Origin of the sequence: Salipiger sp. D13 (assembly GCF_003703915.1) — a bacterium.
GTDB classification, from domain to species: Bacteria; Pseudomonadota; Alphaproteobacteria; order Rhodobacterales; family Rhodobacteraceae; genus Salipiger; species Salipiger profundus.
In genome coordinates this window covers 14,367-30,029 of the sequence record NZ_RAPJ01000019.1, presented here as the reverse complement: position 1 = coordinate 30,029, position 15,663 = coordinate 14,367, and the positions used below count along the sequence as shown (strand labels likewise).

Sequence of the window (15,663 nt, the reverse complement as noted above, 5' to 3'; positions counted from 1 at the left end):
TCCGGCGCAAGTCGCGGACCCGCGAAAGGCAGTAAAGTTGCCGCCATGGAGGGATCATCCATGGCGACACCCGCCTACCGGGCCGAAGGGCTCACACGCACCTACGGCGAAGGCGCCTCGGCAGTTCATGCGCTGCGCGGGGTCGATCTGTCGTTGCCCACGGGCGAGATCGTGGTGCTGCTCGGGCCCTCGGGCAGCGGCAAGTCGACGCTGCTGAACATCCTCGGCGGGCTCGACCGGCCGAGTTCCGGTCGCGCGTGGTTCCGCGATGCCGAGCTCACGGCGATGACCGACCGGCAGCTCACGCGCTACCGGCGCGACCACCTCGGCTTCATCTTCCAGTTCTACAACCTCATGCCCTCGCTCACCGCCGAGGAGAACGTCGAGCTGGTCACCGAGATCGCCCGCGACCCGATGACCCCCTCCGAGGCGCTCGAGCTGGTCGGCCTCGAGAAACGGCGCGGGCATTTCCCCAGCCAGCTGTCGGGCGGCGAGCAGCAGCGCGTCGCCATCGCCCGCGCGGTCGCCAAGCAGCCCGACGTGCTGCTCTGCGACGAGCCCACCGGGGCGCTCGACAGCACCACCGGCCGCGAGGTGCTGGGCGTTCTCCAGCATCTCAACGAGACGCTCGGCACCACCGTGCTGATCGTGACCCACGCCGCCGCCACCGCCGCCATGGCCGACCGGGTGATCCGCTTCGCAGACGGCGCCATCCGCACGGTCGACCGCAACCCCGGGAAGCGCCCCGCGCGGGAGATCGAATGGTGAGCCCCCTCGACCGCAAACTCGCCCGCGACCTGTGGCACATGAAGGGACAGGGGCTCGCCATCGCCGTGGTGATGGGGCTCGGTGTGATGATGCAGGTGATGATGTCGGGGCTCGTCTCGTCGCTCGACGAGACCCGGCGCGGCTACTACGAACGCTACCGGCTGGCCGACGCGATCGCCCCGGTGGAACGTGCCCCCGACAACGTGCTGCACCGGCTGGCGGCCCTGCCCGGCGTGGGCTCGGTCGAGGGCCGCACCAGCGGCGCCGCGCTGATCGACCTGCCCGACCGGGCCGTGCCGCTTCAGGCGCAGGCCTTGTCGCTGCCCTACGACGGAACTCCGCGGCTCAACGCCATCCGCCTCGAGGCCGGGCGGCTGTTCGAGCGCGGACACACCGACGAGGCGGTGCTGCTCGACAGTTTCGCCATCGCACATGGCCTGCGGCCGGGCGACCGGCTGCCCGCCACCATGAACGGCGCGCGGCGGGTGTTCCGCATCGTCGGCCTCGCCCGGGCGCCGGAGTTCCTCTATTCCGCCGCCCCCGGCGAGATGGTCCCCGACGACAGTCGCTTCGGCGTGCTGTGGCTGTCGCCCGAGACCATGGCCGCGGCCTACGACATGGAGGGGGCCTTCAACCAGGCGCTGATCGGCTTCGCGCGCGGCGCGCGGGAAGAGGCGGTGCTCGACGCGGTCGACAGGGCGCTCGCACCCTACGGCTCGACCGGCGCCTACGGCCGCGAGGACATGTTCTCGAACCGTTTCGTCTCGGAAGAGATCGACGGGCTGCGCGATACCGCCCGCGCCATCCCGCCGATCTTCATGGCGGTCGCGGCGTTCCTGCTGAACATCGTGATCGCCCGAATGGTCCAGGCCGAACGCGAGGAGATCGGCCTGCTCAAGGCCTTCGGCTACCGCTCGGCCGAGATCGGCGCGCACTACCTGAAGCTGGTGCTGGCCATAGCGCTGCTGGGCGCGCTACTGGGCTGCCTTGCCGGGATCGCCGCGGGGCGGGCGATGGTCCAGCTCTACCTGCAGTTCTTCAAGTTCCCCTTCCTCGTGTTCCGGCTGGAGCCCGCGGCCTTTGCCACCGGCATCGCGGTCAGCGTGCTGGCGGCGACGGCGGGCGGCGCCATCGTGCTGCGGCGGATCTTCGCGCTCGCGCCCGCCGAGGCCATGCGCCCGCCCACCCCGCCGGATTACTCGGGCTCCGGGCGCTGGCGTGGGCTGATGCGGCTCTTCGACCAGCCCACGCGCATGGTTCTGCGGCGCTTCACCCGCACACCGTTCCGCATGGCCGGCGCCGTCGTGGGCATCACCTGCGGCATGGCGCTGTCGGTCGGCATGATCACCATCCACGCCGGTTTCGCGCAGGCCATCGCGCTCAGCTTCGACGTGATGGACCGCTCCGAGGCCACGGTGAGCTTCACCCACGCGGTGTCCGACAAGACGCTCTTCGAGCTGGCCCGGCATCCCGGCATCACCCGGGTCGAGGGGCGGCGCGACGTGCCGGTGATCCTCCGCAACGGGCTGCAGAGCCACCGGGGCAGCATAACCGCGCTACCCGAGGGCCCCGAGCTGTTCCGGGCGCTCACCCCGGACCTGCACCCCATCGCCATGCGCGGCGAGGGGCTGGTGCTGTCCCGGGCGCTGGCCTCGAAGCTGAAGCTCGAGGTCGGCGAGCGGATGACCGTGGACGTCCGCGAAGGCGCGCAGCCGGTGCTGTCGCTGCCGGTCCTGGCGATCTCGGAAACCCTGCTGGGCGCCCCGGCCTACATGTCGCTTGCCGGGCTCAACCGCGTGCTGGGCGAACCGGGCCGCGTCTCGGGCGCGGCGCTGCTGATCGACGAGGCAGAGGCTGCCGAGGTCTATGCCTGGCTCAAGGGGCTGCCGACGGTCGCGGGCGTCACCCTCAAGCAGGAGGCGCGGGACTCCTTCGAGCGGATCATGAACGAGGGCGCGGGCTGGTCGCGCTTCGTGATGTCGGCGGTGGCCTTCGTCATCACCTTCGGCATCGTCTACAACGCCGCGCGCATCGCGCTGGCCGAACGCAGCCGCGACCTTGCCTCGCTGCGGGTCATCGGCTTCTCGCGTGGCGAGGCCGCCTACGTGCTGCTCGGCGAGCTCGGGCTCGTCACGCTGCTGGCGCTGCCGCTCGGCGCCGGGCTCGGGGCGGCCTTCGCCTACCTGCTCGCAACCGCCTATTCCTCCGACCTCTACACGATCCCGGTCGTCTTCCACCCCGCCACCTTCGGCGCTGCGGCGCTGGTGGTGATCGGCGGGGCGGTGGTGTCGGGATTGCTGGTCAAACGCGACGTCGACCGGGCCGACCTGGTCACGGCGCTCAAGACAGTGGACTGATGCCATGGCAAACCCGCGCAACCGCACCCGCCTGATCCTCTGGAGCCTGCTCGCGCTGCTGCTGGGCAGCGCCCTGCTGGCCGCGTTCTGGCCGCGCCCGGTGCTGGTCGATCTCGGCACGGTGACGCGCGGCCCGCTGACGGTCACCATCGACGAAGAGGGCCGCACCCGCGTGCACGACGTCTACGTCGTCTCGACCCCGGTGGCCGGGCGGCTGCTGCGGGTGCAGGCCATCGCCGGCGACGCGGTCGAACAGGGGCGCCCCGTCGCCCACATGCGCCCCACCAACCCCGACGCGCTCGACATCCGCACCCGCGAGCAGGCCACCGCCGCGGTCGCCGCCGCGCAGGCCGCGCTCAAGGTCGCCGAGGCCGAGGTGAACGCAGCAGACGCGGACGCCGAGCTTGCCGCCTCGGAATACGACCGCAGCCAGACGCTTGCCGCGCGCGGCACGATCAGCACGGCGGCGCTCGACCGCGCCCGATCCGAGACGCGCGCCGCCACCGCACGGCTCGAGACCGCCAAGGCCGCCGTGTCGATGCGCGAGGCCGAGCTCGCCAACGCCCGCGCCCAGCTCATCAGTTTCGACGACCTCGGGCTGGCCGCTGCCGTGGCCGGCAATGCCGCCTCGGACATCGCGCTGGTCGCGCCCGTCTCGGGGCGTATCCTGCGGGTGCTGCAACAGTCCGAGACGATCCTGCCCGCCGGCGCTGCCGTGCTCGAGATCGGCGACATCGCAGGCGACCTCGAAGTGACGGTCGAACTGATCTCGTCGGACGCGGTGCAGGTCGGGCTGGGGGATCGCGTCATCATCGACGACTGGGGCGGCGCCACCCCGCTTGCCGGCGAAGTGACCCGCATCGCGCCGCTCGGCGTGACCAAGACCTCGGCGCTCGGGGTCGAGGAGCAGCGCGTCGGCGTGACCGTGCGCTTCGTCGGAGACGCCGAGGCCCGCGCCGCGCTGGGGCACGGCTACAGGGTCGTGGTGCGCATCGTCACCTGGGAGAACGCCGAGGCGCTCCGGGTGCCGCAGAGCGCGCTGTTCCGCAATGCCGAGGGCTGGGCCGCCTTCCGGGTCGAGGGCGGCCGCGCGGTGCAGGTGCCGGTGACGCTCGGGCCGGGCAACGACACGGCGGCAGAGGTGCGCTCGGGGCTCTCCGACGGCGATACGGTCGTGCTCTACCCCGCCGCTGACATGATGGACGGGGCACGCATCGCGCCGCGCACCTCCGACTAGGCTCAGCTGGTGAGCATCCGCAGGCCCTGCGTCACGTCCGAGCGCACCGCCAGCCGCAGGCCGGGCTCGTCGCCGGCCTTGAGCGCGGCGATCATCAGGCGGTGGAACTGCGGCGCTTCCGAGCGTCGCAGCCGCCCGTAAAGCGCACGCATCGTAGGGCCGAGCTGAAGCCAGACGGTCTCTGCCATCGCCAGCATCGCCGGGGCCTGTGCCCGCAGATAGAGCGTGCGGTGGAACTCGAGGTTCGAGCGGATGTAGCCCACCGCGTCGCGGTTCCGGACGACCTCGGCAATCGTGCCGTTGATGGTCTGGAGCCGGTCGATCAGCGCCATGTGCGCGCGCGGCAGCGCCCGCGAGGCCAGCTCGACCTCGATCAGCGCCCGCAGCGCGGCCAGCTCCTCGATCCGTTCGTTCGACAGCTCGGGGGTCTGCACCCGCCCCGAAGACGACATGCTGAGCGCGCCCTCGGCGACCAGCCGGCGCACGGCTTCCCGCGCCGGGGTCATCGAGACCTCGAACTCCTTGCCGATGCCGCGCAGCGTCAGCGCCTCGCCCGGGGCGATCTGGCCCAGCATGATTCGGCTGCGCAGACCGCGGTAGACACGGTCATGGGCAGAGGAGACGATTTCGACGGGACGGACAGCGGCGCTCATGGTGCGCTGATGTGATCACAAATCACGAGCCTGTCAATCCGAGAAACGGTAGCGGTGCAGCCCGCCGCCTTCGTCGCGCAGCCAGTTCCGGGCCGGGCGCCAGTCGCCGTAGAGCCGTTCCACCACCGCCCAGAAGGCGCCGCTGTGGTTCATCTCGGCCAGGTGCGCCACCTCGTGGGCCGCGACGTAGTCGAGCACCTCGGGCGGGGCGAGCACCAGCCGCCAGGAATACATCAGCGCGCCGTCGGCGGTGCAGGACCCCCAGCGCGACCGCGTGTCCCGCAGCGTGAGCTTGGTATAGGGCCGCCCGAGCGCCGCGGCATGGCGGTCCGAGGCCTCTGCCAGCCGGTCGCGGGCCAGCGTGCGCAGCCAGCCCTGCACCCGCGCCGGCACGCGCTCGGCCGCGCCCGGCACCTCGATCGCGTCCGTACCAAGCGTCACCGCACGCCCCTGCCCGGGTTTCAGCAGCCGCGCCACGCCCTCGACAGGCAGCACCGCACCAAGCCCCACCGCCACATCGGCACCGCGCGCCTCGAGGTGGCCGCGCAGCCAGGCCTCCTTTTCGCGCAGGAAGCCCAGGGCCTCGCGCTCGGGCAGCCGGCGCGGCATGGTCAGCGTGACCCGCCCGTCGATCTGGCTGAGCCGCAGCGACAGCCGCCGCGCTTGCGCCGAGCGGCGCAGCACGACCGCGATCGGCGGGTTGCCAGGAAGCGTGATCTGCCCCATATCCTCAGCCTCGAACCAAGATGACTTATGCCTTTGACAGCGTGCCCGTGATATGGCAGAGGGCGCGGATTGTCGACATGACCGGACAAGCGGAAGGGGATCACCCATGCCCAAGGAAGAATGGGGTACGAAGCGCGTCTGCCCGACGACGGGCAAGCGCTTTTATGACCTGAACAAGGATCCGATCGTCAGCCCCTACACGGGCGAGGTTCTGGAGCTGGACACCGGCAAGCGCGCGATGCTCGTCGCGGACGCGGCCGACGGCGCGAAGCGCAAGGCCTCGAAAGAGGACACCGAGGAATCGGAAGTTCTGGAAGACGACGTCGACGTCGATCTCGAAGATGACGATGTCCTCGAGGACGATGACGACGACAACGTTTCGCTCGACGAGATCGCCGATGTCTCGAACGAGGACGACGAGAGCTGAGCTCTCGGAATTTCTGTCGCGGGCGGTGAAATTTCCTCTTGAACCCGCCCGCGGCTTTGCGTAGATCACGCCGCACGACGCCGGAGACGGCAACATGATGGGGCCTTAGCTCAGCTGGGAGAGCGCTTGCATGGCATGCAAGAGGTCAGGGGTTCGATCCCCCTAGGCTCCACCATTACTCCAATGAAAAGCACCAGATAGCTCTGCCCTCTTCGTCAGAGGATTTGCTTCTACAGCGCAGGCGGGTGCTGTTTTCCCTTACAAATCTCGTGCTGCCGCGGCCCAAGCCATTGGTGCACTGAGGGCCTCGCCGCCCTTATCCCATGTCAAACCCGAGGATGGCCGGTAAGCGGCCAGCGCAGTCATGGGTGGGACCCATTCCGCGCCGGGATACGCGATCACCGAGCTCCCACCAATCGACATCGCACAGCGTGCGGAGGTCACCGCCGCGGCCCGGCACGGGTGGACGGCACTTCCCACCTTGAGGCATCTCGGCAGGACGGCCCGGGACAGCCGGGCATCGCGCCGATCGATTCGAGAGCTTCCGGCGCCAGCAAGAAGCAAAGCCCTTCTAAAGAGGCCTGTTGTCCTGCCAGTAGGCCGCCACGTAAGCGCGCCCCGTATCGCCGCCGCGCTGTTTCCAGGCCTTGCGCACGCTGTCCGCCTGCCTGCGTTCGCCCGCGAACCAGAGGAACATGTCGTCGCCTGCCTCCATCCCGGCACAGGCGTCTTCGGCCATGGCCTCCCGGCGCGACGGGGCGTGCATCTCCATCGCAACCCCGGGATGCGCCGGGAATGCATAGTCCCGGCTCTCCGGCCCGCTCGGATACAGGCGAATTTTACCGGAAAGGTCTGGGTTGTCTTCGAGGATGCGGGCGACGGCCGGAAACGCCGTGTCGTCGGCATAACCGTCGATCGGCCCTGTCACCGTCGAGCCGCCTCCGCCGGGGCCGACGGCAACAACCTCCTCGCCGGGGCCGGCCGAGGACGCCCATTCGGTCGCGCGCCCTCCCTCGTGCTTGAAGATGTCGATCTCGAGCAGCCCTGTGTCCTTGCTGACTTTGCGGGCGGTGTAGACCGGCAGGTGCAGGGCCTGCTCGCCTTTCGGCCAGACCGTTGCCCCGTTCGCTCCAACCTGTGGCCAGACCGGGCGATGCGCGCCGGAGGGCGGCAGGCCGAGCCGAAAATGGATCGAATCTTCGGAAAAGCGCGAGACGTCGCCGGAAAGCGTCACCCGGAGAAAGCCGCAGCCGAGGTCGGACACATCGTGCACGGTCATCAGGCGGGCATTTGCCGGCAGCGCCCCCTCTCCTGCACCGTCGGACCAGCGCAGGGCACGCGCGGCCCCCGGGCAGGCCGCGTCGAGCTGACCGACGAGACTGTCCTTCAGCGTCTGCAGGAAATCTGCCCGCTCCGCGATGATCTCGGCGGCGCAGGCGCCCCGACGGTCGACGCGCAGGGTCATGCGTCCGTAGACGCTCTGCACCGAAACGCCCGAGGCATCATCGTGAAGCACGGGCAGATCGAAGGACTGCGCCTGCTCTAGCGCGGCCTGGCGAAGCGGCGCGAAGGCTGCGCTGTCAATCGGGGTAGAGGTCTTGAGTTCAGGCAAGCGAAGCCTCCGTCGTGGAATGTCTGGCGGTTGCGCGCCAGATCGCGGGGAGAACGGCCAGTGAGAGGCCACAGGAGATGCCGAAAAATGCCGCGTAGCCGAGATGCTCGGCGACGACCCCGGCCGAAAGCCCGGCCACCATGCTCACCCCGGCGTCCATGCATTGGAACAGGGTGAAGTCGACCCCGCCCTGGCGCGGATCGGACCAGGACATGAACTGGCCGTAGAGCGCCACGAACCCGAGCGCCATGACCGCCGCGCTCAGGACCATCGCCACCGGGGCGACGGTGGCGGGTTGCAGCCAGACGGCTCCGGCTGAAAGGGCGACCACGAGCAGCAGCAGGGCCTGCGCGATCACCGCCCCAACGAGCACCGGCCGTGCCGAGAAGCGTCGCACCAGCGCGCCGCCGCCCAGCGCCCCCACCAGGCCGAGCGTCAGACTGCCGAGCCCGCTCAGCAGGCCGAGCGCGCCCAGATCGTAGCCGGCATCTATGAAGAACGGGCCGAATAGCCCCATGGCGGTCTTCTGCGCCACCACGTAGAGCGCCGCGATGACGAGGCCGCGCCGAACCTCGGGGCGGGCAAGCGCGCTGCGAAGTCGCGGCACGTGGCTGCGCCGCGCCGGGGTCGCACGGCTCGCGACAAAGACGAAGGGCAGGCAGATGGCGAGAATGGTCGCGGCCATTGCCCATGTCCCGACCGTCCAGCCGGCATGGTCGACGAGGATCAGGAAGACCCCGCCGCCGATGGCGGAGCCCAGATAGGCACCGCCCACCTGCGCGGCGTTGCCCCAGCCGTAGCGCGTGCCCGAGAGCGCGGCGACCACGTAGCCGTCGCAGGCGATATCCACCGTCGCCGTGGCGAAGGCGGCAACCATCAGCACCGCCAGGACCGGCAGCACCGGCGACGGCCCGACAAGGCCCGCGACGACGAGCATGGCGATCACAACCGCCACGCCCAGCAGCACGATGGCCCCCGACCGGTCACGCCCCATCGCCGGCAGCCGGAAGCGTTCGACCGCGGGCGCCCAGAGGAACTTGAGCGCCCAGGGCAGCACCAGCAGCGACACCAGCCCGATCCGGTCGAGCGGAAGCTCCTGCGACCGCAGGACGCCGGGAAGCCCGGTCCAGGTCACGCCGCCCAGGACGCTCTGGGCGACGTAGACACCGCCGATCGCGCCGACGGTGCCGAGGGTCTGGCGCCGCTCCGTCATCAGAAGCGGTAGCGCACGCTGGCCGTCGCCGTGCGGCCTTCGTAACGGTAGCAGTAGCCGGCGCTGCAGGTCTGTCCGGTTTCGTCGAAGACGTTCTTGACGTTGACCTGGAGCTGCACCCCGTCAAAGCCCTGCTGTCCGAAGTCGTAGGACATGGCGAGATCGGTGAACACGTAGGCGTCGTTCTCGAACGTGTTCGTGTCGTCGCCCCAGCTTTCGCCGACGTAGCGCAGGCCGCCGCCGAAGCCGAAGCCTTCGAGCGGGCCGGTCTGCGGCTCCCAGAAGCCCCAGAGCGAGGCCGTATGGTTGGGTGTGGCCGACAGCGTGTTGCCATCGGTGCCCGCCGCGCCCTCCTCGATCTCCATGTCGAGATAGGTGTAGGAGCCGACGACCCGCAGGCCGTGCGCGAAGTTGAACTGCCCCTCGATCTCGACCCCGCGCGAGCGCAGGTCGAGCTGGCGCTGCTTGTTGATGCCGGTCGAGGTGTCGAACACAACCCCGTCTTCCTGGGCGATGTCGAAGAGCGACGCGGTGATCAGGCTTTCGGTGCCGGGAACCTCGTACTTGACGCCGATCTCCTTCTGCAGGGCACGCGTCGGTTCGGCCGGACGGCTCTCGTCCGAGGTCACGTCGTCATAGACCACGCCGACGTTCGGCGAGAACGAGCTCGACAGGTTTGCGAAGACGCTGAGCTGCGGGTTGATCCGGTAGGAGGCACCGATACGGCCCGAGAAGGCCTCGTCCGAGGTGTCGGTCTCGTCGCCGGAGGCCGCGCGCGAGGTGATGTCGACCCAGTCGTAGCGGCCGCTGAGGAACACCGTCCACGGCCCCGCCACCATCTGGTCATGCAGGTAGACCCCAAGCTGGTCGGTTTCCTGGCCATCGGAATAGGGCACGTCCATCGCGTCGGTCTCGGCCGCCGACCCGTATCCCACGACCGAGTAGGCGTCGTAGTCGGAATGCGAATAGTCGATCCCCGCAACAAGCGTGTGATCCACCGCGCCGGTGGCAAAGACCGCCTCGGCCATCGTGTCGACGGCAAGAACCTCCATGTCCTCGAGGTAGTGCCCCCAGTAGCGCAGCAGCCCGGCGGACCCGCCATCATAGAAGCCGCTGTATTCGAGATCGGCGTCGATCTCGGAATAGCGCAGGTTCTGGCGCAGGGTGATCGTGTCGGTGAGCTCGTGTTCGATCTCGTAGCCGAGGCGGTACTGCTCCTGGTCGAAATCGTTGTAGTCCGGATCGCCGTTGTAGATCTCGGACGCCTCGCCGTAGCTCGGGTTGTAGTAGGAGGCCGTGCCGCCCACGGTGGACTTGGAATATTCCCCGAGGAAGGTGACGCGGGTGCGGTCCGTCATCTGCCAGCTCAGCGCCGGCGCGATCAGCGTCTTGTCGTCCTTGTAGCCGTCGAGCGGCGTATCTGCATCGCGTAGCAGGCCCGTGAGCCGGTATTGCAGCCGACCGTCGTCGTCGAGCGGTCCGGTGAAGTCAAAGGCCAGTTCTGCCCGGTCGTCGGTGCCGGTGGTGAGCTTCAGCTCGCGGAACTGCTCTTCCTTCGGTCGTTTCGAGACGATGTTGACGATCCCGCCGGGGCCGCTCACACCGTAGAGCGAGGACGCCGGCCCCTTCATCACGGAGACGCCCTCGAAGGTGTAGGGCTCGTTGCGATACCACGCCGAGGGCCCGTTGACCTGCCGCAGCCCGTCCCGGAACAGGCCGGTGTAATAGGCCGGGAAACCGCGCAGGTAGATCGCGTCATAGCGCGTGTCGAAGGCGAAGTTCGTCACGCTCGCACCCGAGGAGTAGCTCAGCGACTCGAGCAGCGTGCGCGGCTGCTGGTCCTCGGCCTGATCCTGGGTGATGGTGCTGATCGCCTGCGGGATGTCGGCGATGGGCGTGTCGACCTTCGTGGCATCCCGGCCGGCTTCGGCGACGTAGCCGTCCTGAAGCAGGGTCGTGTCGCTTTCCGCCTCCAGGACAAGTGTGCCCAGAGCCAGCCCGTCAGCCTGTTGCGCGCCCGCAGGCACAGCGCTGCCGAGCGCGATGGCCATGGCCAAACGCGATACATGCATTTCAATGTCTCCTTAACTGTCCCGCTTCGCTTCTTTCACAGCGCCGAAACAGAATCAAACTAATTTTGTCAGGTTTTGCGAGCGCCCTGAAAAGTCGCATTCCGATGCCGCCTCATGCGGCACTCGTGAGAGAAAAAGCCCGGCCAGGCCGGTGCTCCCGGCCGGGCTGTTACAGAACATTCACTTGCGCCGGACGATTATTTCAAAAATACATGAAATATGGAAAAAGAGATTCCTGACCAGCTGGCCACCCTGGGCCACCCGCAGCGCCTCGCGCTGTTCCGCCTGCTCATGCGCCGGTATCCCGACCACGTGCCGGCCGGCGAGCTTGCGGCGACGCTGGACATCAAGGCAAGCACCATGTCCACCTATCTTGCGGCGCTTCAGCGGGCCGGGCTGGTCGGACAGGAGCGCGCGGGAACCTCGCTTCTCTACGCCATCGACATGGCCAACGTGCAACGGATGTTCAGCCACCTGCTCACCGATTGCTGCCGTGGCCGCCCCGAGCTCTGCATGCCTCTCAGCACAGGACCTGCCCCCATGCCTGATCGCAAGTTCAACGTCCTCTTCATCTGCACCGGCAATTCCGCACGGTCGATCTTTGCCGAGTCCATCCTGCGCGACATTGCCGGAGACCGGTTCAACGTGCACTCCGCCGGCACCCGCCCCTCCTCCGAGCTGAACCCCTTCGCGCTGAAGGTGCTGCAGGACAAGGGCCACGACATCTCGGCGCTGCGGGCCAAGAACGTCTCGGAATTCTCCGGCCCCGAAGCGCCCGGGCTCGACTTCGTGTTCACCGTCTGCAACCAGGCGGCCAACGAGGACTGCCCGGCCTGGGAGGGCCAGCCCGTCAGCGGCCACTGGGGCATGCCTGACCCGGTGAAGGCCGAGGGCACCGACGCCGAGAAGGCGCTTGCCTTCCAGCATGCCTATGGCGCGCTCAGGCGCCGGATCGAGGCCTTCGTCGCACTGCCGGTGGAAAGCCTCGACCGCATCGCGCTGCAATCCGCGGTCGACGAGATCGGACGCACCACCCCGGAGGCACTTGCATGACCACCTACGCGCTCAACGGCCTTGGCCGCATCGGAAAGCTCGCGCTGAAACCGCTGCTCGACCGCGGCGCCGAGATCGCGTGGATCAACGACGCCGTGGGCGACCCGGAGATGCACGCCCACCTGCTGGAGTTCGACACGGTGCACGGTCGTTGGCAGGCGGATTTCGCGCATGACAGGGACAGCGTCACCATCGACGGCACCCGCCTGCCCTTCGTCGGCACACGCGACATCGGGGCACTGCCGCTCGAGGGCGTCGACGTGGTCATCGACTGCACCGGCGTCTTCAAGACCGAGGCGGCACTGGCACCCTACTTCGCGGCGGGCGTGAAGAAGGTGGTGGTCTCGGCACCGGTCAAGGACGGTCCGACGGCCAACATCGTCTACGGTGTCAACGACGGCACCTACGACCCCGCCGCACATGACATCGTCACCGCCGCGTCCTGCACGACCAACTGCCTCGCGCCGGTGGTCAAGGTGATCCACGAGACCTTCGGCATCCGTCACGGCGCGATCACCACGATCCACGACGTGACCAACACGCAGACCATCGTCGACCGGCCCGCCAAGGACCTGCGCCGCGCCCGCTCGGCGCTGAACTCGCTGATCCCGACGACGACCGGCTCGGCCACTGCGATCACCCTGATCTACCCCGAGCTCGCGGGGCGACTCAACGGTCACGCCGTGCGGGTCCCGCTGCTCAACGCCTCGCTCACCGACTGCGTGTTCGAGGTCGCCCGCGAAACCACCGCCGAAGAGGTCAACGCCGCCTTCGAGGCCGCCGCCAACGGCCCGCTCGCCGGCATCCTCGGTTACGAGACCCGGCCGCTGGTATCGACGGATTACACCAACGACGCCCGCTCCTCGATCATCGACGCGCCCTCGACCATGGTCGTGGACGGCACGCAGGTGAAGGTCTACGCGTGGTATGACAACGAGTTCGGCTACGCCAATCGGCTGGTGGACGTGGCGCTGATGGTCGGAGCCGCGCTTTGACCCACCGCCCCGAGGGTCTCTCGGCCTATATCGCCGTAACCGCCGCCTACTGGGCCTTCATGCTGACCGACGGCGCGCTGCGGATGCTGGTGCTGCTGCACTTCCACACGCTCGGCTTCTCGCCGGTGCAGCTGGCCTATCTCTTCGTCCTCTACGAGATCGCCGGCATGGTCACCAACCTCGCCGCCGGATGGATCGCCGCGCGCTTCGGGCTGACCTCGACACTCTACGCAGGGCTCGGGCTGCAGGTGGTGGCGCTGCTGGCGCTGGCGCAGCTCGATCCCTCCTGGGCGGTTGGCGCCTCGGTGGCCTTCGTGATGTGCGTGCAGGGCGCAAGCGGCGTCGCCAAGGACCTTGCCAAGATGTCCTCGAAATCGGCGGTGAAGCTGCTGGCGCCCACCGGTCACGGCGGGCTGTTCCGCTGGGTCGCGGTGCTGACCGGCTCGAAGAACGCGGTGAAGGGCTTTGGCTTCCTGCTCGGGGCGCTGCTGCTCGGCACGCTCGGCTTCAGCTGGGCGGTGCTCGCGATGGCAGCGGTGCTTGCCGCGATCCTTCTCGCCGTTGCGCTCTTCATGCCCTCGGGGCTGCCCCGGGGGCGCAAGGGCGCGAAATTCTCCGAAGTCTTCTCGAAGTCGCCGAACGTGAACTGGCTGTCGCTGGCGCGGGTCTTCCTGTTCGGCGCGCGCGACGTCTGGTTCGTCGTCGGCATCCCGATCTACTTCTACGCCGTGCTGTCGGACGGCAGCGAGACGGGCAACCGCGCCGCCTTCTTCCTGATCGGCACCTTCATGGCGGTCTGGATCATCCTCTACGGCATGGTGCAGGCCGGCGCGCCCCGGATCCTGCGCGCGGCGACCCGCCCCGAGAGCGCGCTGATCCACGCCGCCCGAGGCTGGGCGGGTGCGCTCTTCGTCATCCCTGCCGCGCTCACCCTGGCCGTACTGTTCGCCCCCGGACCCGAGCCCTGGCTGACCGCAACGCTGGTGGCGGGGCTGCTGGTCTTCGGCGCGATCTTCGCGGTGAACTCGTCACTGCACTCCTACCTGATCCTGGCCTTCACCCGCTCCGAGCGGGTCACGATGGACGTGGGTTTCTACTACATGGCCAACGCCGGCGGTCGCCTGATGGGCACGCTGCTGTCGGGGCTCACCTACCAGCTCGGCGGCCTGCCCCTCGTGCTGGGCACCGCCTCGGCGATGGTCGGCGTGGCGGCGCTGACCTCGGGCCGCCTCACCACCGACACAGGGGAGATTGCCACATGAGCACCTTCGAACGCCTTCTGAGCCTCTGGGTCGCGCTCGCGATGGTCTCGGGTATCGCCATCGGCACCATGGGACCCGGCCTGATGCAGGCCATCGCCGGGCTCGAGGTGGCCTCGATCAACCTCGTCGTCGCGGTGCTGATCTGGGCGATGGTCTACCCGATGATGGTCAACGTCGACTTCGGCGCGGTGGCCGGGGTCGCCCGCCAGCCCAAGGGGCTGCTGGTGACGCTGGTGGTCAACTGGCTGGTGAAGCCATTCACCATGGCACTGCTGGCAGTGCTGTTCTTCCAGCATGTCTTCGCGCCGCTGATCTCGCCCGAGGACGCCGCGCAATACACCGCCGGCCTCATCCTGCTGGGCGCGGCACCCTGCACCGCGATGGTTTTCGTCTGGTCGCAGCTCACCCGTGGAGACGCCACCTACACACTGGTGCAGGTTTCGGTGAACGATCTCATCATGGTGGTGGCCTTCGCCCCGATCGTCGCCCTGCTGCTTGGCGTGACCGACATCGCCGTGCCGTGGGAGACGCTGGTGCTGGCCACCGTGCTCTACGTGGCGCTGCCGCTCGGGGCCGGGCTGCTCACCCGGCGCGCGCTTGGCAACGACGCCGCGATCGAGGCCTTCTCGGCGCGGATCAAGCCGCTGTCGATGATCGGCCTCGTGGCCACCGTGGCGATTCTCTTCGGGCTACAGGGCGACGTGATCCTCGCCCGACCCATGGTCATCGCGCTGATCGCCGTGCCGATCCTGATCCAGAGCTACGGCATCTTCGCGCTGGCCTACGGCGCAGCCTGGGCGCTGCGCGTGCCGCACCGCATCGCCGCCCCCTGCGCGATGATCGGCACGTCGAACTTCTTCGAACTGGCCGTCGCGGTGGCGATCAGCCTCTTCGGCCTGAACTCGGGCGCGGCGCTCGCGACGGTCGTCGGCGTGCTGGTGGAAGTGCCAGTCATGCTTTCGCTTGTCGCCTTCGCCAACCGCACCCGCGCGCGGTTCCCGGGACCCCCCTGACGCGTCCAGCTCGGAGCGGAGGCTGGCGATCCCGGCAGGATTCGAACCTGCAACCTGCCCCTTAGGAGGGACTGGCACCCCGCGCAGGGCAAGCAAAGCTGCGCGAAAGAGCAACCCCTACGCAGGCACGTTCACGATTTGTGCAGATAAATCCGGCTCTCGCAGGTTCGCTGAACCAAAGAGCATACCCCACTTCCGAACCTCCTGCACTGCTTCCACAAGACAACGCCAACACCGACGTCAGAGCTGGTCTCTGACCTGTTACCGAATACCCA

The 15,663-nt window shown here is 68.6% G+C and carries 13 protein-coding genes and 1 tRNA gene; 9 read left to right on the top strand and 5 right to left on the bottom strand.

Annotated elements, in window-relative coordinates; all coding sequences use genetic code 11:
* The first annotated feature begins 60 nt into the window (after nt 1-60).
* The 3 genes from D6860_RS21515 to D6860_RS21505 are packed head-to-tail and all read left to right on the top strand — an operon-like array spanning nt 61 to nt 4,362.
* Nucleotides 61-768 (top strand): ABC transporter ATP-binding protein, encoded by a 708-nt coding sequence (locus D6860_RS21515; protein ID WP_076623350.1) that lies wholly within the window; start codon nt 61-63, stop codon nt 766-768.
* Nucleotides 762-3,125, top strand: coding sequence for an ABC transporter permease (locus D6860_RS21510; RefSeq protein ID WP_076623349.1), 2,364 nt, complete (start codon nt 762-764; stop codon nt 3,123-3,125). The genes D6860_RS21515 and D6860_RS21510 overlap by 7 nt, the downstream gene beginning before the upstream one ends.
* 4 nt (nt 3,126-3,129) lie before the next feature.
* Complete coding sequence (locus D6860_RS21505; protein WP_076623348.1) at nt 3,130-4,362, top strand: efflux RND transporter periplasmic adaptor subunit; 1,233 nt, start codon at nt 3,130-3,132, stop codon at nt 4,360-4,362.
* A 2-nt stretch (nt 4,363-4,364) separates the two neighbouring features.
* Here the strand turns inward: D6860_RS21505 and D6860_RS21500 are convergent, their stop codons facing one another.
* Both D6860_RS21500 and D6860_RS21495 read right to left on the bottom strand, forming a co-directional pair.
* Nucleotides 4,365-5,015, bottom strand: a complete 651-nt coding sequence (locus tag D6860_RS21500) for a GntR family transcriptional regulator (protein WP_076623347.1) — start codon at nt 5,013-5,015, stop codon at nt 4,365-4,367.
* Between the two features lie 33 nt (nt 5,016-5,048).
* Complete coding sequence (locus D6860_RS21495) at nt 5,049-5,741, bottom strand: M48 family metallopeptidase (RefSeq protein ID WP_076623346.1); 693 nt, start codon at nt 5,739-5,741, stop codon at nt 5,049-5,051.
* Nucleotides 5,742-5,847: 106 nt separating this feature from the next.
* On the opposite strand from D6860_RS21495, the gene D6860_RS21490 reads away from it, so the two are divergent.
* Nucleotides 5,848-6,168, top strand: a complete 321-nt coding sequence (locus D6860_RS21490; protein WP_076623345.1) for a TIGR02300 family protein — start codon at nt 5,848-5,850, stop codon at nt 6,166-6,168.
* A gap of 99 nt (nt 6,169-6,267) precedes the next feature.
* A tRNA-Ala gene (locus D6860_RS21485) sits at nt 6,268-6,343 on the top strand.
* Nucleotides 6,344-6,739: 396 nt separating this feature from the next.
* Here D6860_RS21485 and D6860_RS21480 read toward each other — a convergent pair.
* Genes D6860_RS21480 through D6860_RS21470 form a run of 3 tightly spaced genes read right to left on the bottom strand, consistent with a single transcriptional unit; the run spans nt 6,740 to nt 11,065 of the window.
* Nucleotides 6,740-7,780 (bottom strand): siderophore-interacting protein, encoded by a 1,041-nt coding sequence (locus D6860_RS21480; protein ID WP_076623344.1) that lies wholly within the window; start codon nt 7,778-7,780, stop codon nt 6,740-6,742.
* Entirely contained in the window at nt 7,773-8,993 is a 1,221-nt protein-coding gene (locus D6860_RS21475) for an MFS transporter (protein ID WP_076623343.1), read from the bottom strand. Before D6860_RS21475 ends, D6860_RS21480 begins: the two co-directional genes overlap by 8 nt.
* Nucleotides 8,993-11,065: a TonB-dependent siderophore receptor gene (locus D6860_RS21470; RefSeq protein ID WP_076623342.1), complete on the bottom strand. Its 2,073-nt coding sequence runs from the start codon at nt 11,063-11,065 to the stop codon at nt 8,993-8,995. Before D6860_RS21470 ends, D6860_RS21475 begins: the two co-directional genes overlap by 1 nt.
* Before the next feature lie 219 nt (nt 11,066-11,284).
* Between D6860_RS21470 and D6860_RS21465 the strand changes: the two genes are divergently transcribed.
* Genes D6860_RS21465 through arsB form a run of 4 tightly spaced genes read left to right on the top strand, consistent with a single transcriptional unit; the run spans nt 11,285 to nt 15,388 of the window.
* Nucleotides 11,285-12,118: an arsenate reductase/protein-tyrosine-phosphatase family protein gene (locus tag D6860_RS21465; protein WP_076623341.1), complete on the top strand. Its 834-nt coding sequence runs from the start codon at nt 11,285-11,287 to the stop codon at nt 12,116-12,118.
* Complete coding sequence (locus D6860_RS21460) at nt 12,115-13,113, top strand: ArsJ-associated glyceraldehyde-3-phosphate dehydrogenase (RefSeq protein WP_076623340.1); 999 nt, start codon at nt 12,115-12,117, stop codon at nt 13,111-13,113. The genes D6860_RS21465 and D6860_RS21460 overlap by 4 nt, the downstream gene beginning before the upstream one ends.
* Entirely contained in the window at nt 13,110-14,375 is a 1,266-nt protein-coding gene (arsJ, locus tag D6860_RS21455) for an organoarsenical effux MFS transporter ArsJ (RefSeq protein WP_017468236.1), read from the top strand. The genes D6860_RS21460 and arsJ overlap by 4 nt, the downstream gene beginning before the upstream one ends.
* Complete coding sequence (gene arsB, locus D6860_RS21450) at nt 14,372-15,388, top strand: ACR3 family arsenite efflux transporter (protein WP_076623339.1); 1,017 nt, start codon at nt 14,372-14,374, stop codon at nt 15,386-15,388. The genes arsJ and arsB overlap by 4 nt, the downstream gene beginning before the upstream one ends.
* Nucleotides 15,389-15,663 lie beyond the last annotated feature (275 nt).